The 23418-nt window shown below is 69.8% G+C and carries 15 protein-coding genes; 6 read left to right on the plus strand and 9 right to left on the minus strand.

All coding sequences use genetic code 11. The features are described from left to right. Positions 1-55: 55 nt before the first annotated feature. From Q2K21_RS35980 to Q2K21_RS07205, 6 genes are all read right to left on the minus strand, one after another. A protein-coding gene (locus Q2K21_RS35980) for an IS630 family transposase (RefSeq protein WP_449343597.1) occupies positions 56-1134 on the minus strand; the annotation gives its coding sequence in 2 pieces (ribosomal slippage) (positions 56-633 and positions 633-1134; 1080 coding nt in all). A gap of 140 nt (positions 1135-1274) precedes the next feature. Next, on the minus strand, positions 1275-3854 hold the full coding sequence (gene glgB / locus Q2K21_RS07185; RefSeq protein WP_310767183.1) for a 1,4-alpha-glucan branching enzyme: 2580 nt from the start codon (positions 3852-3854) through the stop codon (positions 1275-1277). A 46-nt stretch (positions 3855-3900) separates the two neighbouring features. Then, positions 3901-5301 (minus strand): maltokinase N-terminal cap-like domain-containing protein, encoded by a 1401-nt coding sequence (locus tag Q2K21_RS07190; protein ID WP_310767186.1) that lies wholly within the window; start codon positions 5299-5301, stop codon positions 3901-3903. Between the two features lie 232 nt (positions 5302-5533). Beyond that, positions 5534-7243: a maltose alpha-D-glucosyltransferase gene (gene treS / locus Q2K21_RS07195; RefSeq protein WP_310767189.1), complete on the minus strand. Its 1710-nt coding sequence runs from the start codon at positions 7241-7243 to the stop codon at positions 5534-5536. Next, entirely contained in the window at positions 7240-9378 is a 2139-nt protein-coding gene (locus Q2K21_RS07200; protein ID WP_310767192.1) for an alpha-1,4-glucan--maltose-1-phosphate maltosyltransferase, read from the minus strand. The genes treS and Q2K21_RS07200 overlap by 4 nt, the downstream gene beginning before the upstream one ends. Before the next feature lie 247 nt (positions 9379-9625). Beyond that, entirely contained in the window at positions 9626-10837 is a 1212-nt protein-coding gene (locus tag Q2K21_RS07205; RefSeq protein ID WP_310767195.1) for a S8 family peptidase, read from the minus strand. A 388-nt stretch (positions 10838-11225) separates the two neighbouring features. On the opposite strand from Q2K21_RS07205, the gene Q2K21_RS07210 reads away from it, so the two are divergent. The 6 genes from Q2K21_RS07210 (at position 11226) to Q2K21_RS07235 (ending at position 18751) form a co-directional block, all read left to right on the plus strand. Beyond that, positions 11226-13853 carry a glycosyltransferase family 1 protein gene (locus tag Q2K21_RS07210; protein ID WP_310767198.1) on the plus strand — a complete coding sequence of 876 codons (2628 nt, stop codon included), beginning with the start codon at positions 11226-11228 and terminating at the stop codon, positions 13851-13853. Between the two features lie 337 nt (positions 13854-14190). Beyond that, positions 14191-14853: a hydrolase gene (locus Q2K21_RS07215; RefSeq protein ID WP_310780686.1), complete on the plus strand. Its 663-nt coding sequence runs from the start codon at positions 14191-14193 to the stop codon at positions 14851-14853. A 177-nt stretch (positions 14854-15030) separates the two neighbouring features. Continuing rightward, entirely contained in the window at positions 15031-15651 is a 621-nt protein-coding gene (locus Q2K21_RS07220; protein ID WP_310780688.1) for a YoaK family protein, read from the plus strand. 102 nt (positions 15652-15753) lie between these two features. Then, positions 15754-17643, plus strand: coding sequence for an amidohydrolase (locus Q2K21_RS07225; RefSeq protein ID WP_310767201.1), 1890 nt, complete (start codon positions 15754-15756; stop codon positions 17641-17643). Between the two features lie 48 nt (positions 17644-17691). Further along, positions 17692-18213, plus strand: coding sequence for a DoxX family protein (locus Q2K21_RS07230; RefSeq protein ID WP_310767203.1), 522 nt, complete (start codon positions 17692-17694; stop codon positions 18211-18213). 7 nt (positions 18214-18220) lie between these two features. After that, positions 18221-18751: a MarR family winged helix-turn-helix transcriptional regulator gene (locus Q2K21_RS07235; protein WP_310767206.1), complete on the plus strand. Its 531-nt coding sequence runs from the start codon at positions 18221-18223 to the stop codon at positions 18749-18751. A gap of 52 nt (positions 18752-18803) precedes the next feature. On the opposite strand, the gene Q2K21_RS07240 is transcribed toward Q2K21_RS07235, so the two are convergent. From Q2K21_RS07240 to Q2K21_RS07250, 3 genes are all read right to left on the minus strand, one after another. Continuing rightward, a complete protein-coding gene (locus tag Q2K21_RS07240) occupies positions 18804-19316 on the minus strand; it encodes a DUF1990 family protein (RefSeq protein WP_310767209.1) in 513 nt (170 codons plus the stop codon). A gap of 69 nt (positions 19317-19385) precedes the next feature. Then, a complete protein-coding gene (locus Q2K21_RS07245) occupies positions 19386-21050 on the minus strand; it encodes a M4 family metallopeptidase (RefSeq protein ID WP_310767212.1) in 1665 nt (554 codons plus the stop codon). Between the two features lie 310 nt (positions 21051-21360). After that, positions 21361-23406 carry a M4 family metallopeptidase gene (locus Q2K21_RS07250; RefSeq protein WP_310767215.1) on the minus strand — a complete coding sequence of 682 codons (2046 nt, stop codon included), beginning with the start codon at positions 23404-23406 and terminating at the stop codon, positions 21361-21363. Between the last annotated feature and the right edge of the window lie 12 nt (positions 23407-23418).

Consider the following 23418-nt stretch of genomic DNA (forward strand, 5'->3'; position numbering starts at 1 on the left):
GGGTTCCTTTCGATCACCTGTGTGATGAGCGCCCGAGCTTACTGACTTCGGCTCGTCAGGGTGACGTTGGGATGTCGAGGGCGAGGCCGGTCCCGGTGATGAAGCCGTCGAGGGTGTCGGGCCGGTACTGGAGGCGTTTGAGCCGATTGCGGACGAGCGTTTCCAGGCGGTCGAGGGCGACGACGGCGAGGTTGGCCAGGCTGCGTTTGACGTGCGCCCATACCCCCTCGACCGGGTTGAGGTCGGGTGAGTAGGCGGGCAGCAGGAACACCGTCAGCCACTCACGCTCGGCGATCAACTCACGCATGGCGTGGGAGACGTGGGTGTTCAGCCGGTCCCACACCAGCACGATCGGCGCCTTGACGAGCTGGTGGGTGCCGTCGATCAGCGCGATGAAGTCGCGCTCGCTCATGCTGCGGCGCTTGCCCTTGCCCGCGGGGTGGGTGCGCAGGCGGTGGCACAGCCGGGTGCGGGAGCCCGGCCGCATCGCGATGAGTCCCGCCACCGACAGGCGCCCCGAGCGCCGCCCGCTCACCGTCACCTGCGGTGTGTGGCCGCGCCGGCCCCAGGTGCGTCCTTTGGGCGGCCGCCGGGTGAAGCCTGCCTCGTCCTCGAAGCAGATGTAGCCTCCGCAGGCCGCCCGGGCTCTTTTACCTCGGCCCAGGTCGCCTCCTTCCAGGCGGTCACGGCCCGCTCGTCGCGCTCGGCCACCCGCCGTGTGGGCACCTGAGGGCTGAACCCGAGTCGGCGCATCAGCCGGGTGGCACCTGAGACGCTGTAGGAGACATGGAACTTCCGGCCGATCAGCGTGGCCACCCTCGCGGCGGTCCACACCTGGTCCTCCACCCACCCGTGCGCGGCCGGACCCTGCTCCAGGTACGCGGCCAGTTTTTCCAGACAGCGCGGGGACAGACGGCACCGCGACCCACTCGGGCCGCGCGAGGCCAGAGCCTGTACACCGCCCTCGCTCCACATCTGCTGCCACTGGTAGGCCGACTTCCGGCTCACCCGCAGGCGCCGTGCGACCTCCGGAGGCTTGATCTTCTGCTCGAACAACTCTGCCGCCTGCATCCGGACCGCTTCCCGGCGCTGACGCCCCGCAGCGGTCAGCCCGCCCCCATCCGCATACCTCACAGACCACGGGATACAACCAACACCCCAGACCCATCAGGGACTTCAGCAAAGATCACCCTAATGAGCCGAAGTCAGTAGTTGTTCATGACATGATTGCAAAGAAGACTCAAAATCTCCTTGTGCCAGGCCGATTGGGGATCTCAGGCCGGCCGGAGCCACACCGTCGCCAGGGGCGGCAGCGTCAACCGGACACTGGCCGGACGGCCGTGGCGGCCCTGCGGCTCCGGCTTGATGACGTCCGGGTTGGTGACGTCGCTGCCGCCGTACTTCTCCAGGTCCGTGTTGAGGGTCTCGTGCCAGGCGGGGATGTCGTCGGGGACACCGAGGGCGTAGTCGTGGCGGACGACGGGGGAGAGGTTGGAGACGGACAGCAGCGGTGCACCCTGCGCGTCGAAGCGCAGGAACGCGAACACGTTGTCGTCGGTCGCGTCGCCGACGATCCACTGGAAGCCGGTGGGGTCGGTGTCGCGCTGCCAGAGGGCGGGGGTGTGGCGGTAGACGGTGTTGAGGTCGCGCACCAGGTCCCGCACCCCCCGGTGGTCCGGCTCCGCGCCGTACGCAGGATCCAGCAGCCACCAGTCCGGACCGTGCGCCTCCGACCACTCGGCGCCCTGGGCGAACTCCTGGCCCATGAAGAGGAGTTGTTTGCCGGGGTGAGCCCACATGTAGGCCAGATAGGCGCGGTGGTCGGCGCGCTGCTGCCACCAGTCGCCCGGCATCTTCGACACCAGTGACCGCTTGCCGTGCACGACCTCGTCGTGGGAGATCGGCAGCACGTAGTTCTCGCTGTAGGCGTACACCATCGAGAAGGTCATCTCGTGGTGGTGGTATTTGCGGTGGATCGGCTCGTGGCTCATGTACTGCAACGAGTCGTGCATCCAGCCCATGTTCCACTTCAAGCCGAAGCCCAGACCGCCGAAGCCGCTCGGACCCCGGTGGTGCGTGGCCCGGGTGACGCCGTCCCAGGCCGTCGACTCCTCGGCGATGGTCACGACACCCGGATTGCGGCGGTACACCGTCGCGTTCATCTCCTGGAGGAACGCGACCGCGTCCAGGTTCTCCCGGCCGCCGTGCACGTTCGGGGTCCACTGGCCCGGCTCGCGGGAGTAGTCGAGGTAGAGCATGGAGGCCACCGCGTCCACGCGCAGGCCGTCGATGTGGAACTCCTCGCACCAGTACACGGCGTTGGCGACCAGGAAGTTGCGCACCTCGCGCCGCCCGTAGTCGAATTCGAGGGTCCCCCAGTCGGGGTGCGCGGCCCGCAGCGGATCCTCGTGTTCGTACAGGGGGCGGCCGTCGAACTCCGCCAGCGCCCAGTCGTCGCGTGGGAAGTGCGCGGGCACCCAGTCCATCAGGACGCCGATGCCGGCCCGGTGCAGCGCGTCGACCAGGTACTTGAAGTCGTCGGGGGTGCCCAGGCGGGCGGTGGGCGCGTAGAAGCCGGTGACCTGGTAGCCCCAGGAGCCGCCGAAGGGGTGCTCGGCGACCGGCATCAGTTCGACGTGGGTGAAGCCGAGGTCCCGTACGTACGCGGGGAGCTGGTCGGCCAGTTGACGGTACGTCAGGCCGGGGCGCCAGGACGGCAGGTGCACCTCGTACACCGAGAACGGCGCCTCGTGCACCGGCCGGTCACCGCGCCGGGCCATCCATTCCCCGTCCCCCCACCCGTACGACGACTCCGTCACGATCGACGACGTGTGGGGCGGGGCCTCCGTGCGGCGAGCCAGCGGGTCGGCCCGCAGGGTCTTGGAGCCGTCGGGCCGCGTGATCTCGAACTTGTACAGCTCGCCCTCGCCGATGCCGGGCACGAACAGCTCCCAGACACCGGTCGAGCCGAGCGAACGCATCGGATGGCCCGTGCCGTCCCAGAAGTTGAAGCCGCCCGCCAGGCGCACGCCCCGCGCGTTCGGCGCCCACACCGAGAAGCGGGTACCGGTCACGCCCTGGTGGGTCGTCGGGTGGGCGCCGAGTGCCTTCCACAGCTCCTCGTGGCGACCCTCGCCGATCAGGTGCAGGTCGAGATCGCCGAGCGTGGGCAGGAAACGGTACGCGTCCTCGGTCTCCACCACCGTGCCCTCGTACGCCACGAGGAGGCGGTACGCCGGAACCTCCCGCAGGGGCAGCAGCCCGGAGAAGAAGCCGTCGCCGTCGTCGTGCAGCTCCGCCCGAAGGCTCCCGGCGATGACGGTGACGGACAGCGCGTACGGGCGGAAGGTCCGGAAGGCGACCCCGCCGGGCACCGGGTGGGCGCCGAGCACCGCGTGCGGGTCGTGATGGGTGCCCGTCAGCAACCGCTCACGGTCACCGGCGTCGACGGCGGGGGAGACGGCCACCTCCACGGCCTCCTCCACGGCCTCCTCCACGGCCTCGGGCGCGACCTGCTCCGCGATCGCCTTCCCCCTCGCGAGCTGCTCCGGAATCGCCTTTGCCGGGACCTTCTTCGCAGCCGCCTTCTTCGCAGCCGCCTTCTTCGCAGTCGTCTTCTTCGCAGTCGTCTTCTTCGCAGCCGTTTCCTTCGCAGTCGTTTTCTTTGGGGCTGCCTTCTCGGCGGTTGCCTTCTTGGCCACCGTCTTCTTCGCCACCGCCTTCTTCTTCCCGGGCGTCGACTTCCCGGCGGCCGTCGTCGGCTCCTTCTCGGCGGCCGCCTTCCTCACACCGGTCTTCTTCTGACCGTCGCCGTTGTTCTTCGCGCTGTCGTCGGACGGGGGGCGGGGCGTCACGGGCGGGGCCTCCTCGGCAGGGGTGGTGGGTGCGATGCGTGCTCGGTCACGGTGTGGCGTCGGCGGACAGGCGGCGTATCGCCGCCATCGGCACCGGCAGCCAGTCGGGGCGGTGCCGGGCCTCGTACAGCACTTCGTAGACGGCCTTGTCGGTCTCGTACGCGCGCAGCAGTACCGGTTCGGTGCGCGGGTCGCGCCCGGCGACCTCCGCGTACCCGGAGCAGTACGCGGCCCGGCACCCCGCCGCCCACTCCGGTGCCGGCGGGCCGGCCGAGTGTGCCGCGTAGTCGAAGGAGCGGAGCATCCCCGCGATGTCCCGCACCGTCGGCTGCGGCATCCGTCGTTCGGCCAGCGGCTTCGACGGCTCGCCCTCGAAGTCGATCAGCGACCAGGAGCCGGACGGTGAGCGCAGGCACTGGCCCAGGTGCAGATCGCCGTGGATGCGCTGGGCGATCCAGGTGCGCCCCTCGGTGGCGAGGGCGGCCAGCGCGTCGAACGCGGACCGCAGTCCGGGCGCGTACGGCCGCAGCGCGGGCACCGCCTGCGCCGCCGCCTCAAGGCGCCGGGCCATGCCGTCGACCAGCAGCCGTATCCGGGCCTGTCCCAGGGTGACCGTGGGCAGTGCGCGGGCCAGCGCCGTGTGCACCTCGGCCGTCGCCCGCCCGAGCGCCCGCGCCTGAGCCGTGAAGTCCTCGCCCTTGGCCAGCTCGCGCAGCGCCAGCTCCCAGCCGTCCGCGGCACCCCGGAGATAGGGCTGAAGCACGGCCAGGACGTACGAGTCGTCGAGGCCGTCCAGGTCGGCGAGCAGCCAGCCGGCCGGTGCGGGCACCCGGGGGCAGCCCTCGCGCGCCAACGCCAGCGGAAGTTCCAGGTCGGGGTTGACGCCCGGGACGATGCGCCGCAGGAGCTTCAGGATGAACGTATCTCCGTAGACGACCGAGGAGTTGGACTGCTCCGAGGTCACCAGCCGCGGAACGAGCCCCTCCCTTATCGTCTGGCGCGCGTCCCCCTCGAAACGGAGCGGGCCGATACGGGCCCGGGTGCGGATCGCTTCCAGGAGCACGGCGGTGGCCCTCGGGTCGTGCAGCGCCTCGTACACGGTGCTTCCGGCCAGCGGGCCGTCCTCAAGATGCCCGATGAGCGCGGGCGCCAGCCGTGGTGGCAGCGCCTCGCGCACACCGATCAGCAGTTGGTAGCAGTCCCCCGGGTGCGGTACGGCACCCTGGGTCGGCACGTCCGGCTGATGCGTTCGCACGAGAAGGTGGAGCAGGCTCAGCGTGCCGCCGGGCGGAAGCAGCTCGGTGGCCGCCACCAGCGAGAACCCGGTGACCGGCCGTCCCTTGCCCGCGAACCAGCGCTGCCGTGGCAGCCACTCCCGCAGCAGTGGGTCCAGGGACGCGATCAGGCCGGGGTGAGTGACGGCGGCACGGGTGACGGCTTCCGACATGGCGTGCGTCCTTTCCCCTCTTTTTGGTTCGCCTCCGGGGCGCTCGAGCTGGTGTCGAGAGCACGACCGTGCTCAGCCCTTCGGGCCTCCGCGCTCCCCCAAGCTCTTCGAGCAGGGGGGACCCCCACGCACTCTCGACACCAGCGCGCCCCTTCGGCTCACGCGGGAAGTCGGGGGTGTTACTGATGCGTGCCCCGGGCGGTGCGGGGGAAACCGCCCCGCCCGAGGGTGTCTACACGGCCTGGACGACGTCCTTGCGGAGCCGGAACCAGTAGAAGCCGTGGCCTGCGAGGGTGAGCAGGTAGGGCAGTTCGCCGATGGCCGGGAAGCGGACCCCGCCGATCAGTTCCACCGGGTGTCGGCCGCTGAACGCGCGCAGGTCCAGTTCGGTCGGCTGCGCGAACCGGGAGAAGTTGTGCACGCACATCACCAGGTCGTCCCCGTGTTCGCGCAGGAAGGCGAGCACGGCCGGGTTGGAGGAGGGCAGCTCGGTGTAGGAGCCCAGCCCGAACGCGGGGTTCTGCTTGCGGATCTCGATCATCCGGCGGGTCCAGTGCAGCAGCGAGGACGGCGACGACATCGACGCCTCCACGTTGGTGACCTGGTAGCCGTAGACCGGGTCCATGATCGTCGGCAGGTACAGCCGCCCCGGATCACATGATGAGAACCCCGCGTTGCGGTCGGGGGTCCACTGCATCGGGGTGCGTACCGCGTCGCGGTCGCCGAGCCAGATGTTGTCGCCCATGCCGATCTCGTCGCCGTAGTAGAGGATCGGCGAGCCGGGCAGGGACAGCAGCAGCGCGGTGAACAGCTCGATCTGGTTGCGGTCGTTGTCCAGCAGGGGTGCGAGGCGGCGGCGGATGCCGATGTTGGCGCGCATGCGGGGGTCCTTGGCGTACTCCGCCCACATGTAGTCGCGTTCCTCGTCGGTGACCATCTCCAGGGTCAGCTCGTCGTGGTTGCGCAGGAAGATGCCCCACTGGCAGTTCGAGGGGATGGCGGGGGTCTTGGCGAGGATCTCGGAGACCGGGTAGCGGGACTCGCGGCGCACGGCCATGAAGATGCGGGGCATGACCGGGAAGTGGAAGGCCATGTGGCACTCATCGCCACCGGATCGGTAGTCGCCGAAGTAGTCGACCACGTCCTCCGGCCACTGGTTCGCCTCCGCCAGCAGCACCGTGTCCGGGTAGTGCGCGTCGATCTCCTTGCGTACCCGCTTCAGGAACTCGTGCGTCGCCGGAAGGTTTTCGCAGTTCGTGCCTTCCTGCTGGTAGAGGTAGGGCACCGCGTCGAGGCGGAAGCCGTCGATGCCCAGGTCGAGCCAGAATCGCAGCGCGGAGATCATCTCCTCCTGCACGGCCGGGTTCTCGTAGTTCAGGTCCGGCTGGTGGGAGAAGAAGCGGTGCCAGTAGTACTGCTTGCGGACCGGGTCGAAGGTCCAGTTGGAGGCCTCCGTGTCGACGAAGATGATCCGCGCGTCCTGGTACTGCTTGTCGTTGTCGGCCCATACGTAGTAGTCCCCGTACGGGCCGTCGGGGTGGGAGCGGGACTCCTGGAACCACGGGTGCTGGTCGCTGGTGTGGTTCATCACGAAGTCGATGATCACGCGCATGCCGCGCGCGTGCGCGGCGTCCACGAACTCCACGAAGTCCGCCAGGTCCCCGAACTCCGGCAGCACCGCCGTGTAGTCCGAGACGTCGTAACCGCCGTCGCGCAGCGGCGACTTGAAGAACGGCGGCAGCCACAGGCAGTCCACGCCCAGCCACTGCAGATAGTCCAGCTTCGCGGTCAGCCCCTTCAAATCGCCCACGCCATCGCCGTTGCTGTCCTGGAAGGACCTGACCAGGACCTCGTAGAAGACGGCACGCTTGAACCACTCCGGGTCGCGGTCGGCGACGGGAGTGTCCTCGAAGGTGTCCGGGACGGGCTCGTTGACGATCATCGTGTGGGTGACCCTCCGGTCTGCAGTGAGGACGGTCGCAGGACGGTCAGCACGTGCGCGGGGCTGTCGCCCGGCGTGAGACGTACGTAGTTGGTCCTGCCCCAGTGGTAGGTGACACCGGTGAGCTCGTCGCGCACCGGCACCGACTCGTGCCGGTCCAGGCCGAGCCGCGACATGTCCAACGAGACCGTCGCCTCCTGGGTGTGGTGGGGATCCAGGTTGACGACCACCAGAACCGTGTTCGAGCCCGAGCGTTTCGAGTAGACGATCACCTCTTCCTTGTCGGCGTGGTGGAAGTGCAGGTCTCGTAGCTGCCGCAGTGCCGGGCTGGCCCGCCGGATCTCGTTCAGCTTTGTGATCAGGGGGGCGATGCTGCGTCCTTCGCGTTCGGCCGCTTCCCAGTCCCGGGGCCGCAACTGGTACTTCTCGGAGTCCAGATACTCCTCACTGCCCTCCCGCAGCGGCACGTTCTCGCACAACTCGTACCCCGAGTACACCCCCCACGTCGGCGACAGCGTCGCCGCGAGCACCGCCCGCGCCTCGAACGCCGGCCGACCCCCGCGCTGGAGATACGCGTGCAGGATGTCCGGCGTGTTCACGAAGAAGTTCGGCCGCATACACGCCGCCGACTCCCCCGACAACTCGCTCAGATACTCGGTCAGTTCACGCTTCGTGTTCCGCCACGTGAAATACGTGTACGACTGCTGGAAGCCGACCGCCGCCAGCGTGCGCATCATCGCCGGCCGCGTGAACGCCTCCGCCAGGAACACCACATCCGGATCGGCCCCGTTGACCTCCCCGATCACCCGCTCCCAGAACACCACCGGCTTCGTGTGCGGATTGTCCACCCGGAAGATCCGCACCCCGTGCCCCATCCAGAACCTCAACACCCGCACGGTCTCCGCCACCAGACCGTCCATGTCCTGATCGAACGCGATCGGATAGATGTCCTGGTACTTCTTCGGCGGATTCTCCGCATACGCGACCGACCCGTCCGGCCGGTGCCGGAACCACTCCGGATGCTTCTGAACCCACGGATGATCCGGCGAACACTGCAACGCGAAATCCAGCGCGATCTCCAGCCCCAGTTCCCCCGCCCGGCCCACGAACCAGTCGAAGTCCTCCACCGTGCCCAGATCCGGATGCACCGCGTCGTGCCCGCCCTCCGGCGACCCGATCGCCCACGGCACCCCCACATCCTCCGCACCCGCCGACAGACTGTTGTTACGGCCCTTGCGGAACGTGAACCCGATCGGATGGATGGGCGGCAGATACACCACGTCGAAACCCATCCCCGCGATCGCCGCAAGCCGCCGCGCAGCCGTCCGGAACGTGCCGTGCGGCCGCTCCACCGTCCCCTCCGACCGCGGAAAGAACTCGTACCACGCCCCGTACAACGCCCGCTCCCGCTCCACCAGCAACGGCAACGGCTCCGAGGACGAAACCAGTTCACGCAGCGGATAACGGGCCAGAACCTCCTCCACCTCCGGGGTGAGCGCGGCCGCGAGACGGGACGCGGCCGGGCGGCCGGTGTCGCGCAGGGCCTCGGCCGCCGTGCGGAGCAGCTCCCGCCGGCCTTCGCCCTTCGGGACGCCGGCGGCCGCGCGCTCGTACAGCCGCGCGCCCTCCTCCAGGACCAGTTCGGTGTCGATCCCGGCCGGGATCTTGATCCCGGCGTGGTGCCGCCAGGTGGTGACCGGATCGCCCCACGCCTGAACGGCGTAGGTCCAGCGGCCCTCGCTCGGTACGGAGACGGTGGCGCCCCAGCGGTCCGTGCCGGGGGCCAGTTCGCGCATCGGCGTCCACGGGCCGGGGCGGCCCTCGGGGTCCGTGAGGACGACGTTGGCGGCGACGGCGTCGTGGCCCTCGCGGAAGACCGTGGCGGAGATCTCGAACTCCTCGCCCACCACCGCCTTGGCCGGGCGACGGCCCTGGTGGACGAGGGGGCGTACGTCGAGGACGGGGATGCGCCCCAGGGTGGGACCGGTGTCAGGGCTCGGGGCGGGGTTCGGGCCCGCGGAGGGTGTTCGCGGGGTGGGGGGAACGGTGTCGGGGGGAACGGCGTCGGCCCTCTGTACGGAGGTGGTGCCGGTGCCGTGTGCCGGGGGTGCCGACGAGTGGTGCGCTGCGGGCATGACCGCTCCTGTCCGCGTCAACGTGGGTGGGCGGATGGGTGTCGGGAGGTAGGGCCAGCGGGGTTACCGGAGGAGCCTTCCCACCTTGTGCGGGTGGGCATTCCGGCACTTTGTTAACTACTCACGCGTATGTCTATGTTCAAGACCGGCCGCATCCGGAAGAGCGAAAAGGACCGGCCCCGCCCGAGGGAGGCGAGGCCGGTCAGCGTACGCGTGTCCGGTTAATTCTGGTTTACGCGTGTCCGGATCATCGCGGTCCGGGATTGTCGACCTGGAGCAGTCTGTTCGGTGAACCGAGTCCCGCCCCCTTGACCTTTCCGGCGGCCGCCCGCTGGACGAGCGCCTGGCTCACCTGCGCCGGAGTGGCCTTGGGGTGGTTGGCGAGGTAGAGCGCGGCCGCACCCGTGACGTGCGGTGTCGCCATCGACGTACCCGAGAAGGTGGCCTTGCCCGTGTCGCTCGTGTACCAGTCGGAGGTGATCGCCACGCCGGGGGCGAACAGGTCCAGACTGGCGCCCCAGTTGGAGAAGCTCGCGCGGGTGTCCTTCTGGTCGACCGCGCCGACCGTGATGGCCTGTTTGACGTGGGCCGGGGAGTACAGGCCGGCCGAGAGTCCGTCGTTGCCGGCGGCGACCACGTAGGTGACGCCGGAGGCGATGGAGTTGCGCACGGCCGCGTCCAGCTGGGCGTTGGCGAAGCCGCCCAGGCTCAGGTTCGCCACCGCGGGCTTCTTCGCGTGCCTGGTCACCCAGTCGATGCCCGCGATCACCTGTGCGGTGGTGCCGGAGCCGTTGTCGTCGAGGACGCGCACGGCGACGACCTTCGACTGCTTGGCGACCCCGTACGTGCCGCCCGCGATGGTTCCGGCCACGTGCGTGCCGTGCCCGTTGCCGTCGGCGGCGGTCCTGTCGTTGCCGACGAAGTCCCAGCCGTAGCTCGCCCGGCCGCCGAAGTCCTTGTGCGAGATGCGGATGCCGGTGTCGATGACGTACGTCGTCACGCCTGCGCCGGCCGGCTCGGGCCAGGTGTATCCCTTGTCGAGCGGCAGGTCCGGCTGGTCGACACGGTCCAGACCCCACGAGGGCGGGTCCTTCTGGAAGTGGTCCAGGGTGACCCTGGTGTCCTGGACGACCGAGACCACGCGGGAGTCCGCCGCGAGGCGCCTGGCCTGCCGTTCGTCGACCTTCACCGCGAATCCGTTGAGTGCGGTCCCGTAGGTGTGGCTTATTTTCGCCCCGTATTTCTCGGCGATGCCCTTGCCGGCGTCCGACGGGGCCTTCGTTCCCCCCTTGAGCGTCACGATGTAGCTGCCGCTGACGGCGCCGGGGGCCCCGGCACCGAGGATCGTCCCCTCCGGGGCGGCCTGCGCGGACTGGGTGATGGCCGAGAGCGCCGCCACCGTGGTGACCGCGGTGAGGCCGCCCGCCCAGCGCAGACGCGCGTATCTCATCCGTGCCATGACTCGAGTTCCCCTCCTCGACTCGGCGCACGACGGCCGGAGTTCATCCATGTCCAGGCTATTCGCCGACCGGTGCGCCAAGGGGCAGCCTCTCGTGCGGTGCGAACCGCCACAAGGTCGCCTGGGTGGGCGGAATCGGCCATATCGGCCATGGCGGGCATGTAAAGGTTGCGTTGTTTTTTCGACGGCTTGTACGGGGTGCAGGTCAGCCAGAACCAGCCCGTCCGGCCCTTGGGGACAAGGCTGTTCAGGCCGAAAGCGGCGGTCCGGGGGCGCAGCGCCCAGGGACGGTCACGGCACCCCGAGTGCGTACAAACCCGGCGGTAGGCGCACCACGCAAGCTACCGTCGGAGACGACACGCGTACGTCCTCCGTGAAGGTGGAACTCGTGAAGGCCATCCGCAGGTTCACCGTACGTCCCGTCCTCCCCGAAGCCCTGCACCCGCTGAGCGACTTGGCGCGCAATCTGCGCTGGTCGTGGCATGCGGAGACCCGTGACCTCTTCCAGTCCGTCGACCCCGAGCGATGGGCCGCCTCCGGCGGCGATCCCGTGCGGCTGCTGGGCAGCGTGCCGCCCGCCCGGCTCGCGGAGCTGGCCGAGGACCGCCGTTTCCTGCGCCGCCTGGCCGCGGCCGCCGACGATCTGACCGACTATATGAGCGGCGACCGCTGGTACCAGTTCCGCTCGGCCGAGTCCGACCTCCCCGCCGCCATCGCCTACTTCTCGCCCGAGTTCGGCATCACGGCCGCGCTGCCCCAGTACTCCGGCGGCCTCGGCATCCTCGCCGGCGACCATCTGAAGGCGGCCAGCGACCTGGGCGCCCCGCTGATCGGCGTGGGCCTGCTGTACCGGCACGGCTACTTCCGGCAGACCCTGTCGCGGGACGGCTGGCAGCAGGAGCACTATCCCGTGCTCGACCCGAACGAACTGCCCGTGGTGCCCCTGCGCGAGCCGGACGGCACCCCTGCCCAGGTCTCCCTGGGCCTGCCCGGCGGCCGCCGGCTCCAGGCACGCGTCTGGCTCGCCCAGGTGGGCCGGGTGCCGCTGCTGATGCTCGACTCGGACGTCGAGGAGAACGACCTCGGCGAACGGAGCGTCACCGACCGGCTGTACGGCGGCGGCAGCGAGCACCGGCTGCTCCAGGAGATGCTGCTCGGTATCGGCGGGGTGCGCGCGGTGCGCACGTACTGCCGGCTGACCGGGCACGCCGAGCCCGAGGTGTTCCACACCAACGAGGGGCACGCGGGCTTCCTCGGCCTGGAGCGGATCGCCGAGCTGTCCGACGCCGGACTCGACTTCGACTCCGCTCTGGAGGCGGTCCGGGCGGGCACGGTCTTCACCACCCACACGCCCGTCCCGGCCGGCATCGACCGTTTCGACCGGGAGCTGGTGGCCCGCCACTTCGGTCCGGACGCCGAACTTCCGCGGATCGACGTGGAGCGGATCCTGCGGCTCGGGATGGAGACCTACCCCGGCGGTGAGCCGAATCTCTTCAACATGGCCGTGATGGGCCTCAGGCTCGGCCAGCGCGCCAACGGCGTGTCCCTGCTGCACGGCAACGTAAGCCGGGAGATGTTCTCGGGCCTGTGGCCGGGCTTCGACCCCGACGAGGTGCCGATCACGTCCGTGACGAACGGGGTGCACGCGCCGACCTGGGTGGCGCCCGAAGTGTTCCGGCTCGGCGCGCGGCAGGTCGGGGCGGAGCGCACCGAGGACGCGATGACGGTGGGCGGCCGCACGGACCGCTGGGAGGCGGTCGCCGAGATCGCCGACCAGGAGATCTGGGACCTGCGCCGGGTGCTGCGCGAGCAACTGGTCCTTGAGGTGCGGGAACGGCTGTACGCCGCCTGGCGGCAGCGCGGCGCCGGGACGGCCGAACTCGGCTGGATCGAGGGGGTGCTGGACCCTGATGTCCTGACGATCGGCTTCGCCCGCCGCGTGCCGTCGTACAAACGCCTGACGCTGATGCTGCGCGACCGGGACCGGCTGATGGAACTGTTGCTGCACCCGGACCACCCGATCCAGATCGTGGTGGCCGGGAAGGCGCACCCGGCGGACGACGGCGGAAAGCGCCTGATCCAGGAGCTGGTCCGGTTCGCGGACGACCCACGGGTACGCCACCGCATCGTCTTCCTCCCCGACTACGGCATGGCGATGGCGCAGAAGCTGTACCCGGGCTGCGACGTATGGCTGAACAACCCGCTGCGCCCGCTGGAGGCGTGCGGGACGAGCGGCATGAAGGCGGCGCTCAACGGCTGCCTCAACCTGTCGGTGCTCGACGGCTGGTGGGACGAATGGTTCCAGCCCGACTTCGGCTGGGCGATCCCCACGGCCGACGGCGCGGGAACCGACGAGGACCGGCGCGACGACCTGGAGGCGGCGGCGCTGTACGACCTGCTGGAGCAGCGGGTGGCGCCGCGCTTCTACGAGCGGGGCCAGGGTGGTCTGCCGGACCGCTGGATCGAGATGGTCCGCCAGACGCTGATGCACCTGGGCCCGAAGGTGCTGGCCGGGCGGATGGTTCGCGAGTACGTGGAGCGCCTGTACACCCCGGCGGCCCACGCGCACCGGGCGATGACGCCGGACGCGGCACGGGAGTTGGCGGCCTGGAAGGCGCGGGTGCGGGCGGCCTGGCCTGCCGTCACGGTCGACCACGTCGAGACGTCGGCCGCGACGGCGACGGCGGAACTGGGCTCGACGCTCTCGCTCCGGGTCCGCGTCGGGCTCGGCGACCTGAGCCCCGACGATGTGGAGGTGCAGGCGGTGTCGGGGCGTGTGGACACGGAGGACGGTATCGCGGACGCCACGGCTACGGCGCTGAAACCTGGAGGTGGGCCTGATGGGGAGGGCCGCTGGGTGTACGAGGGGCCGCTGTCGCTGGACCGCACCGGCCCCTTCGGCTACACCGTCCGCATCCTCCCCTCGCACCGGCTGCTGGCCACCAGCGCGGAACTGGGGCTGGTGACCGTGCCGCCGGAAGGGGCGGTCGAGGAGGCCGGTGTACTGATGCGCTGATGGGGCGTGCGGCACCGCGCCGCACGAAGACGACGGCCTTGGCGGCCTGCTCCAAGCCTGGAGCAGGCCGCTTTCGTTTGCCGCTCCGCCTGCGACGCCGGCTGTGGCGGTGTGACGCACGCCCTGTGACGCACACCACCGATTTTTAGTTTGCTATTCAACTTCTCCCGAGGGAATCTCTTCCTAGAAAGATTCATTGATGCGGGTGTCCTCCCCGGACGGACCACCGCCCGGCTCGACACCCAAGGAGGCCGCAATGCCGGCATCAAAGAACCGCCTGCGGGGGCTGATCGGCAGAATGTTCGGCCGCTCCGCAGCAGACGAGAAGGAATCCACCATGTTCAACGCATCCAACGTCAAGGCCGCTCCCAGCCCCGACCTGCTGACCCCTGACAACTCGGTGATGCTGTTCGTCGACCACCAGCCGCAGATGTTCTTCGGCACGGGCAGCGGCGACCGCACCGCGATCATCAACGCCACCGTGGGCCTCGCCAAGGCGGCCAAGGCGTTCAACGTCCCCGCGGTCCTCACCACCGTGGCCGCCGAGTCCTTCTCCGGCCCGATCCTGCCGCAGCTGGCCGAGGTCTTCCCGGGCCAGGAGATCATCGACCGCACCACGATGAACGCCTGGGAGGACAACGCGGTCGTCGAGGCGATCAAGGCCACCGGCCGCAGGAAGATCATCATCTCGGGCCTGTGGACCGAGGTATGCATCGTGCTCCCGGTGCTGTCCGCGCTCGGCCAGGGCTACGAGGTCTACGTCGTGGCCGACGCCTCCGGCGGCGTCACCCCGCAGGCCCACGAGCACGCCGTCCAGCGCATGATCGCCGCCGGCGCGGTGCCGGTGACCTGGATCCAGGTCCTGCTCGAGCTGCAGCGCGACTGGGCCCGCGGCGAGACCTACGGCGCGGTCATGGACATCGTCAAGGAGCACGGCGGCGCCTACGGCCTCGGAGTCGTCTACGCCCAGTCCGTCATCGGCGCCCACGCCGCAGGCTGACCCCACCCTTTGCACCTCGGCTCGGGGCACACGTCCCGGGCCGGTGCGGGCCCGCCGTCGAAGCCCCTGTGCACGACGTCCGGTGGCCCCCGTGCGACGGAGGAAACGACAGTGAACCCCAACCATCCGTCCGCCCCCCGCGCGCCAGGCGGTCGCGAACCGCTGCTGGCGTCCCTCATGACCGTGACGGCCGTGAGCGGCCTCATCGACGCAGTCAGCTACCTGGGCCTGGGCCATGTCTTCACCGCGAACATGACCGGCAACGTCGTCATCATCGGCTTCGCCGCGGCCGGCGTACCCGGCTTCTCGGTACTCGGCTCGCTGGTCTCACTGGCCGCCTTCCTGGCCGGAGCGGTGATCGCCGGCCGTCTGGCAACCGTGCTGCGCACCCGATCCTCGGGTACGTGGCTCCGCCGGATCCTCGGCGCCGAGACGGCGCTGCTGGCTACGGCCACAGCGGTCGCCTTCACCGCGAGCCACGCGGTCCACGCGCTCATCGCCTTGACCGCACTGGCCATGGGCCTGCGCAACGGGACCGTGCGCAAACTCGCCGTGCCGGACGTGACCACGACGGTACTGACCCTCACGCTGACCGGACTGGCATCCGACTCGACTCTGGCAGGCGGCAGCAATCCGCGTGCGGGCCGTCGGCTCGCCTCCGTGCTGGCGATGCTGGCGGGCGCCTTCGCGGGAGCCCTGCTCGTGCAACACACGGGGCTGGGCTGGCCCCTGCTGGCCAGCACGCTGGGTACCGCGACCGCCGCCCTGGCCGTGCCGCGCGGCTCCTCCTCCGGCTGAGCCGGCCGGGGGAGACATCACCTCCCCGTGTTTCCGCCGACCGCCCCGCCGTTGACACGGCTTCTCAGAACCCCCCTCTTTCTCCCGCTGGAGATGATTTCCATGGCCACTATGCCCGTGGCAGGCCTTCCCCCCGTCAACGCCGACCACGTCGCCGACATCGTGGTGCGCAACGCCAAGATCTACACCGGTGACCCGGTGCACCCGCATGCCAGTGCCGTCGCCATCAAGGACGGCAAGGTCACCGTGGTCGGTGACGACAACGACGTCGCCCCGCTGATCAGCGCCCGCACCCGAGTGGTCGACGCGCTGGGCCGCCGGGTCATCCCGGGCCTGAACGACTCCCACGTGCACGTGATCCGGGGCGGCCTGAACTACGTCCTGGAACTGCGCTGGGACGGTGTGCCCACACTGCGTCAGGCACTGGCGATGCTGCGCGAGCAGGCCGCCCGCACCCCCAAGGGACAGTGGGTCAGGGTGGTCGGCGGATGGTCGGCGGACCAGTTCGCCGAGAAGCGCCTGCCGACCCTGGCCGAGCTGAACGCGGCCGCGCCGGACACGCCGGTGTTCGTGCTGCACCTCTACCAGTCCGCCCTGATGAACCGTGCGGCGCTGAAGGCGGCCGGTTACACCAAGAGCAGCCCCGATCCCAGGGGCGGTCAGCTCGTGCGGGGCCGGGACGGGGAGCCGACCGGCATGCTCCTTGCCGCGCCCAGCGCCCTGATCCTGTACTCCACCCTCGCCGCGGCACCGACCCTGCAGGGCGAGGACCTGAAGACCTCCACCCGGCACTTCTTCCGTGAGCTGAACCGGTTCGGCCTCACCTCGGCCATCGACGCGGCCGGGGGCTTCCAGAACTTCCCCGACAACTACGGCACTGTCATCGACCTCGCCAAGGCCGGCCAGCTGTCGGTGCGCATCGCCTACCACCTCTTCCCGCAGACGGCCGGACAGGAGATCGACGACCTCAAGCGCTGGATCGGCATGGTCCGGCCCGGGGACGGCGACGAATGGCTCCGCCTCAACGGCGCCGGAGAGAACCTGACCTGGTCGGCCGCCGACTTCGAGAACTTCACCGAGCCCCGGCCCGAACTGGCCGCGGACTACGAGGAGAGCTTCGAGAGCGCCGTGCGGCTGCTGATGGAGAACGGCTGGGGCTTCCGCCTGCACGCCACCTACGACGAGACGATCCGCCGCGACCTCGCCGTCTTCGAGAAGCTCGCCGCCGAGGGCCTGTTCCCGGCCGGCAACCGCTGGCTCTTCGACCACGCGGAGACCGTCTCCCGCGACAGCCTGGACCGTGTCGCCGCGCTGGGCGGGGCCATGTCGATCCAGAACCGTATGTCCTTCCAGGGCGAGGCGTTCGTGCGCCGCTACGGCGCCGGAGCCGCCGCCGAGGCGCCGCCCGTACGCGCCATGCTGGACCGCGGCCTGACCGTCGGCGCCGGCACGGACGCCACCCGGGTGTCCTCCTACAACCCCTGGGTCGCGCTGCACTGGCTCGTCACTGGCAGGACCGTCGGCGACCTGACGATCTATCCGCCGGAGAACCGCGTCAGCCGGGAGACCGCCCTGACCATGTACACCCAGGCCGGCGCCAAGCTCACCGGAGAGCAGGACGTCAAGGGCACCCTCAAGCCCGGGTTCTACGGCGACCTCGCCATCCTCTCCGACGACTTCTTCGCCGTTCCGGAGCAGGACATCCCGCACATCGAGTCCCTCCTGACCGTCACCGGCGGCCGCATCGTCTACGCCGCGGCCGAGTACGAGGGCATGGACGAGGAGATACCGGCGATCAGCCCGGCATGGAGCCCGGTCGCGCACTACGGGGGCTACCAGGCCACCGTGAAGCCCAGCATCTCGGGCGCGCGACAGGCCGAACTGCTCGGCCAGGCCGTCGCCGAGTCCGAACAGCACCGGCAGTGGCGCGCTCAGCGCGGCTTCACCCCCGAGGCCCCGACCGAGATCTTCGACACCTGCTTCGTGCTGTAAGGCACGGGACTCACCGCTGCCGCCCCGGTCCACAGAGAAGAGAACGTCATGAACACCGGACTGCTGATCCTGCGACTCGTCATCGGCCTGCTGTTTGCCGGGCACGGCATCCAGAAGATCAGCCACTGGCTGGGAGGACACGGGATCGAGGGCGGAGCGGCGGAGTTCCGGGCGGACGGGTTCCGCGGCGGCCGCCTCACCGCGGCCGCCGCGGGCCTGGGACAGATCGCCGCGGGTCTACTGCTCGCCGCGGGAGCGCTCACCCCCCTGGCAGCCGCCATCGCCGCGGGCGTCATGACCGTCGCGGTCACAGTAAAGTGGCGCAACGGGCTCTGGGTGCAGGACAACGGCTACGAGTACCCGCTGGTCCTGGTGATCCTGCCGGCCGTGCTGACGCTGACCGGCCCGGGCCGCTGGTCGGCCGACCAGGCCCTCGGTCTGCTTCCCTGGGACCCGTGGTGGACAGTCGTGGCCGTCGGCCTGGGCGTGGCCGGCGGGCTGATGACCCGCGTCTTCCTTGGACGACCGAGCGGTGAGTCCGAGGGAACATCCGTGCCGCCAAGGAGTTGAAACAGCCATGGAGAATGAAGCGACGGGCCCGCTGAGCGGGCGAACACGGTTTCCGGGCGACGGTGGCGACGACCAGGACGATGACCCGAGCATCGATTATGAACTGATCGGTGGCTGGAAACTGGTGATGGAGGGCTTCCGCGCCACACACCAGTCTTTCGTGAGCGAGCTGGCGAAACGCTTCGACCTCGGCCCAGGCGCCGCGGACGTACTGTTGCGCATCCTGATCAGTCCCAAGCACCGGATGCCGATGACACGCCTGGCGCACGAGGCGGGTATGTCCAGTGGTGGGTTCACCAAACTCGCCGACCGGCTCTGCGCGGCCGCCCTGACCCAGCGCGTGTCGTGCGATGCCGACCGACGCGTCACCTACCTCGAACTGACCGAGCGCGGCGAGGAAACCGCCCGGTCGGTCTCCCGGGTGGCGACAGAGATCCTCCGCACCCGAGTGCTCGGCACCCTCGGGTGCGACGGGTTCCGCAACCTCGCCGGGTCGATGCGTGAACTGCGCGACGCCAACGTCGGTCCGGGGAAGTAACGACGGCCCGGAAGGACCGGCCACCGCGTCGGCCGCGAGGTGACGCGCGGTCTCAGTCCAGCGAGTCCTCCGCGCACAACCGCCGCAGTACCGCCCCGCACCGCCGCGCATACGCGTGCTGCAACCCCCGCGTGGCCGGGCCGCCGGCCCTCGCGTACCACTTGGCCGCGCGGCTGAACGCCGTGATCGTCAGCCAGACCGTGCCGTCCCCGGTGCGGTCCACCACGAAGGCCTCCTCGCCGCACTCCGGGTGGCCCGGCAGCGTGCCGTACGCCCAGCCCGCGCGGCGGGATTCCTCGACCGTCCAGACGATGCGGCACGGGGCCTTGATGACGCCGGCGAGGGTGACCGTGACGTCGACGCCGGGGGCGGCGCGGTCGGCCGTGGCGTCGATGCCGACGCCCAGGGCGCGGTGCATCTCCCAGGTGAGGACCGTCTCGGCGGCGCGCCGGAAGACCTCCTCGCCCTCGCCCAGCCGGGCGCGTAGGTGCAGGGGGTGGAAGCCGGGCGGGCAGAAGGCGGCGTTCTCACGGGTGGCGCCGACATCCTCGTACGTGAAGGACATGGGTCCCAAGAGTAGGGCGGCCCCCGGAGACGCCTTCGCGCCGGGGGCCGCCCTCTCAAATGTTCCGCGTCAGCTCACGTTGACCGCGGACCAGGCCGCCGCCACCGCGTTGTACTCGGTGCTGCCGGAGCCGTACAGGGCGGCCGCCGCCGAGAGCGTGCCCGTACGGGCCGACTTGTAGTTGGTCGTCGACGTGAAGTACGTCGTCAGCGCCTTGTACCAGATCTGCAGGGCCTTGGCCCGGCCGATGCCGGTGACCGTGGAGCCGTTGGACGTCGGGGAGTTGTAGGTCACCCCGTTGATGGTCTTCGAACCGCTGCCCTCCGAGAGGAGGTAGAAGAAGTGGTTCGCGACGCCCGACGAGTAGTGCACGTCCAGGTTGCCCACCGACGAGGACCAGTAGTCGGCCGAGCCGCCGTCCTTGCTGGGCTTGTCCATGTAGCGCAGCGGGGTGCCGTCGCCGTTGATGTCGATCTTCTCGCCGATGAGGTAGTCGCCGACGTCGTTCGAGTTGGCCGCGTAGAACTCGACGCCGGTGCCGAAGATGTCGGAGGTGGCCTCGTTGAGGCCGCCGGACTCGCCCGAGTAGTCGAGTCCGGCGGTGTTGGCGGTGACACCGTGGCTCATCTCGTGGCCGGCCACGTCCAGCGAGGTCAGCGGGTGCGTGTTGCCGTCGCCGTCGCCGTACGTCATGCAGAAGCAGCTGTCGTCCCAGAACGCGTTGACATACGCGTTGCCGTAGTGGACCCGGGAGTAGGCCGCCTTGCCGTCGTTCTTGATGCCGCTGCGGCCGAAGGTGTTCTTGTAGAAGTCCCAGGTCACCTGGGCGCCGTAGGCGGCGTCGACGGCCGCGGTCTGGTCGGTGGTGGAGCTGGAGGCCGCGCCGGTGCCCCACGTGTCGTCGGCGTCGGTGAACAGGGTGCCCGCGGTGGAGCTGGTGGTGTGCTTCTTGTTGTAGGTCTTGTGGCCGCCGCGCGTGCCGTCGGTCAGCTGGTAGGTCGAGCCCGACAGGGTGGTGTTGAGGCTCACCGTGCCCGAGTAGAGGCTCTTGCCGGTGCCCGTCTCGATGCCCTGGTACTCGTACAGCTTCTTGCCGGTGGCGGCGTCGGTGATGACGTGCAGCTGGTTCGGGGTGCCGTCGTCCTGGAGCCCGCCCACGACGGTCTCGTACGCGAGGACCGGCGTGCCGTTGCCCGCCCAGATCACCTTGCGCGCGCCGTCGGCCGCCGTCTTCTCCGAGCCCGCCGCCTGCGCGGCCTTCACGGCCTGCTTCTCCGCCTTCGCCGCGGTGACCTGCGGCTTGAGGGAGGACAGCTTGATGGTCGCCTTGTTCGCTCTGGTCACGCCCTCGGTCTTGCCGGACTTCGACTCGTGGACGACCAGGTCGCCGCCGAGGACCGGGAGGCCCGCGTACGTGCGCTCGTAACGCGTGTGGACCGTGCCGTCGACGTCCTTGACGACGTCCTTGACGACCAGTTGCTCCTTGACGCCGAGGCCTATCTTGCGCGCCGTCTCGGGTGCGGCCGCCTGGGCCTCCTTGACGAGCGAGGCGCGGGTGGACGCGGACAGCGTCAGCGGTGCGGCGGCGAGCGGCTTGGCCGTCTTGCCGGAGGCGGAGGCCGGGACCTGGGCGGAGGCACCGGTGGTCATACCGGTGGCGAGCAGGGCTCCGGCCGCGACGGCGGTGGCGATGGCCAGAGTGGTGCGCTTGTGACGCGCGTAGAGGGGAGTCACGCAAGCTCCTTATGTGGGGGCGGCCGCATGACGTGGGGTGGCCATGCGGACGGTTGTGAAGTTGCGGTGCGGGTGAGCCGTGCGGTGGAAGACTCGCATCAAGGACGCGTACATGTCAGGAGGGCAAAGCGACCTTGGCCGAAAATCGTCCATCAGGTGAACCGTGTCGCGTGCCGCGCAGGCTCCGGACCTGGTCAAGCATCAATGAAGCCCGGTTCAGGGCGCGGCAAAGAGGGTGCCGCCCCGGGGAGTCGGCTCCCCGGGGCGGCACCCTGTTGTCTGCGCGCCGTGGCGTGCGTTCAGCCGCCGTCTACGGGAACGTCAGCTTCCAGCCGTTGATCGTTCCGACGTCCTGTGCCGCCTGGTCCTGAACCCTCAACTTCCAAGTGCCGTTGGCGGTTTCGGAGGACGCGTTGACCGTGTAGGTGTCGGTCACGTTGTCCGCCGAGTCGGACGAGCTGAAGTTCTTCAGCCGGTACGCGGTGCCCGACGGGCCGATCAGATCGATCACCAGGTCGCCGCGCCAGGTGTGGGTGATGTTCGGGGTGACCTGAAGGTTGTTGGGCGCGTTGCCGGTCCGGCCGCTCACGGTGATCGACGAGGTGACCGCCGGCCCGTTGTCCGGAATCGATACCTTGGTCGAGCTCTCGTACGAGGTGCCGCCGCCGCCCCCGCCGCCACCGGAGCGCGACCCGACCGCGATCGCGGCCCAGGCGTCCTGCACCGCCTTGTACTCGGTGCTCGTCGTGCCGTACAGCTCGCCCGCCGCCGCGAGCGTGCCCGTGCGGGCCGCCGCGTAGTTGGTCGTCGAGGTGAACTTCGTGGTGAGCGCCCGGTACCAGATCTGTAGCGCCTTGTCCCGGCCGATGCCCGTGACCGGAAGGCCGTCCGAGGTCGGCGAGTTGTAGCTCACGCCGTTGATGACCTTGGCGCCGCTGCCCTCGCTGAGCAGGTAGAAGAAGTGGTTCGCGGGACCCGACGAGTAGTGGACGTCCAGGTTTCCGAGCCCCGAGTACCAGCTGTCCTTGGACGAGCCGTCCTTGCTGGGCTTGTCCATGTAGCGCAGCGGGGTGCCGTCGCCGTTGATGTCGATCTTCTCGCCGATGAGGTAGTCGCCCACGTCGGAGGAGTTGGCGGCGTAGAACTCGACGCCGGTGCCGAAGATGTCCGAGGTGGCCTCGTTGAGGCCGCCGGACTCGCCGGAGTACTCGAGTCCGGCGGTGTTGGCGGTGACGCCGTGGCTCATCTCGTGGCCGGCCACGTCCAGCGAGGTCAGCGGGTCGGCGTTGCCCGAACCGTCGCCGTACGTCATGCAGAAGCAGCTGTCGTCCCAGAACGCGTTGACATACGCGTTGCCGTAGTGGACCCGGGAGTAGGCCGCCTTGCCGTCGTTCTTGATGCCGCTGCGGCCGAAGGTGGACTTGTAGAAGTCCCAGGTGACCGCCGCGCCGTAGTGCGCGTCGGCGCCCGCGGTCGCGGCGTTCGACGTGGTGCTGTTGCCCCAGGTGTCGTTCGTCTGCGAGAACAGCGTGCCGGTGCCGGACGAGCCATGGTTGAGGTTGTATGTCTTGTGCCCGCCGCGCGAGCCGTCGGTCAGCGTGAAATTCGAACCCGACTGCGTGGTCGTCAGCGTGACCTGGCCGCTGTACTGCGTGTTGCCGATGCCGTTCTTGATGCCCTGGTAGCGGAAGAGCTCCTTGCCGGTGGCGGCGTCGGTGATGACGTGGAGCTGGTTCGGGGTGCCGTCGTCCTGGAGGCCGCCGACCACCGTCTCGTACGCCAGGATCGGCTTGCCGCTCGCCGCCCAGATCACCTTGCGCGGAGCACGGTCGGCGCCGGTCTGCTTCGAGCCCGCCGCCCTGGCGGCGGACACCGCCTGCTTCTCCGCCTTCGAGGCGGCCACCCGGGGCGTGAGCGAGGCGACCTTGATGGTGGCGGACGAGGCCTTGATGACGCGCTCGGTCTGCCCCGACTTGGCCGTGTCGACGACCAGGTCGCCGCCGAGGACGGGGAGGCCGGCGTACGTGCGCTCGTAGCGCGTGTGGAGCGTGCCGTCGGCGTCCTTGACGACGTCACGGACGACCAGCTTCTCCTGGGTCCCGAGGCCTATCGCCTTGGCGGTGTCCGCCTTCGCCGCGTCGGCATCGCGGATCAGCTCGGCGCGCTGCGAGGGGGAGAGCTTCAGGGCGGCGTGGGCGGGGTTGATCTTCCCGGCGGCGGGCGCGGCCGGGGCGGCGCTCGCGGCGCCCGACTGCACCGCGGCGGCCAGCAGGGCGGAGACGCCGACGAGGGCGACGGCCGCGACACGACGGGAGGGGGTGTGGGAGGTGCGTCTGCGAGAGGAATTGCTGCTCAACACTGACTCCTT

The sequence above is a fragment of the Streptomyces sp. CGMCC 4.7035 genome, from assembly GCF_031583065.1.
Classification (GTDB): Bacteria; Actinomycetota; Actinomycetes; order Streptomycetales; family Streptomycetaceae; genus Streptomyces; species Streptomyces yaanensis.

Bases quoted from the DNA above. Each gene is read 5' to 3' on its own strand.
- Q2K21_RS07230 (WP_310767203.1), top strand. From the start codon at position 17,692: ATGAACACCGGACTGCTGATCCTGCGACTCGTCATCGGCCTGCTGTTT.
- Q2K21_RS07235 (WP_310767206.1), top strand. From the start codon at position 18,221: ATGGAGAATGAAGCGACGGGCCCGCTGAGCGGGCGAACACGGTTTCCG.
- treS (WP_310767189.1), bottom strand. From the start codon at position 7,243: ATGATCGTCAACGAGCCCGTCCCGGACACCTTCGAGGACACTCCCGTC.
- Q2K21_RS07205 (WP_310767195.1), bottom strand. From the start codon at position 10,837: ATGGCACGGATGAGATACGCGCGTCTGCGCTGGGCGGGCGGCCTCACC.
- Q2K21_RS07215 (WP_310780686.1), top strand. From the start codon at position 14,191: ATGTTCAACGCATCCAACGTCAAGGCCGCTCCCAGCCCCGACCTGCTG.
- Q2K21_RS07240 (WP_310767209.1), bottom strand. From the start codon at position 19,316: ATGTCCTTCACGTACGAGGATGTCGGCGCCACCCGTGAGAACGCCGCC.
- Q2K21_RS07225 (WP_310767201.1), top strand. From the start codon at position 15,754: ATGGCCACTATGCCCGTGGCAGGCCTTCCCCCCGTCAACGCCGACCAC.
- Q2K21_RS07220 (WP_310780688.1), top strand. From the start codon at position 15,031: ATGACCGTGACGGCCGTGAGCGGCCTCATCGACGCAGTCAGCTACCTG.
- Q2K21_RS07200 (WP_310767192.1), bottom strand. From the start codon at position 9,378: ATGCCCGCAGCGCACCACTCGTCGGCACCCCCGGCACACGGCACCGGC.
- Q2K21_RS07190 (WP_310767186.1), bottom strand. From the start codon at position 5,301: ATGTCGGAAGCCGTCACCCGTGCCGCCGTCACTCACCCCGGCCTGATC.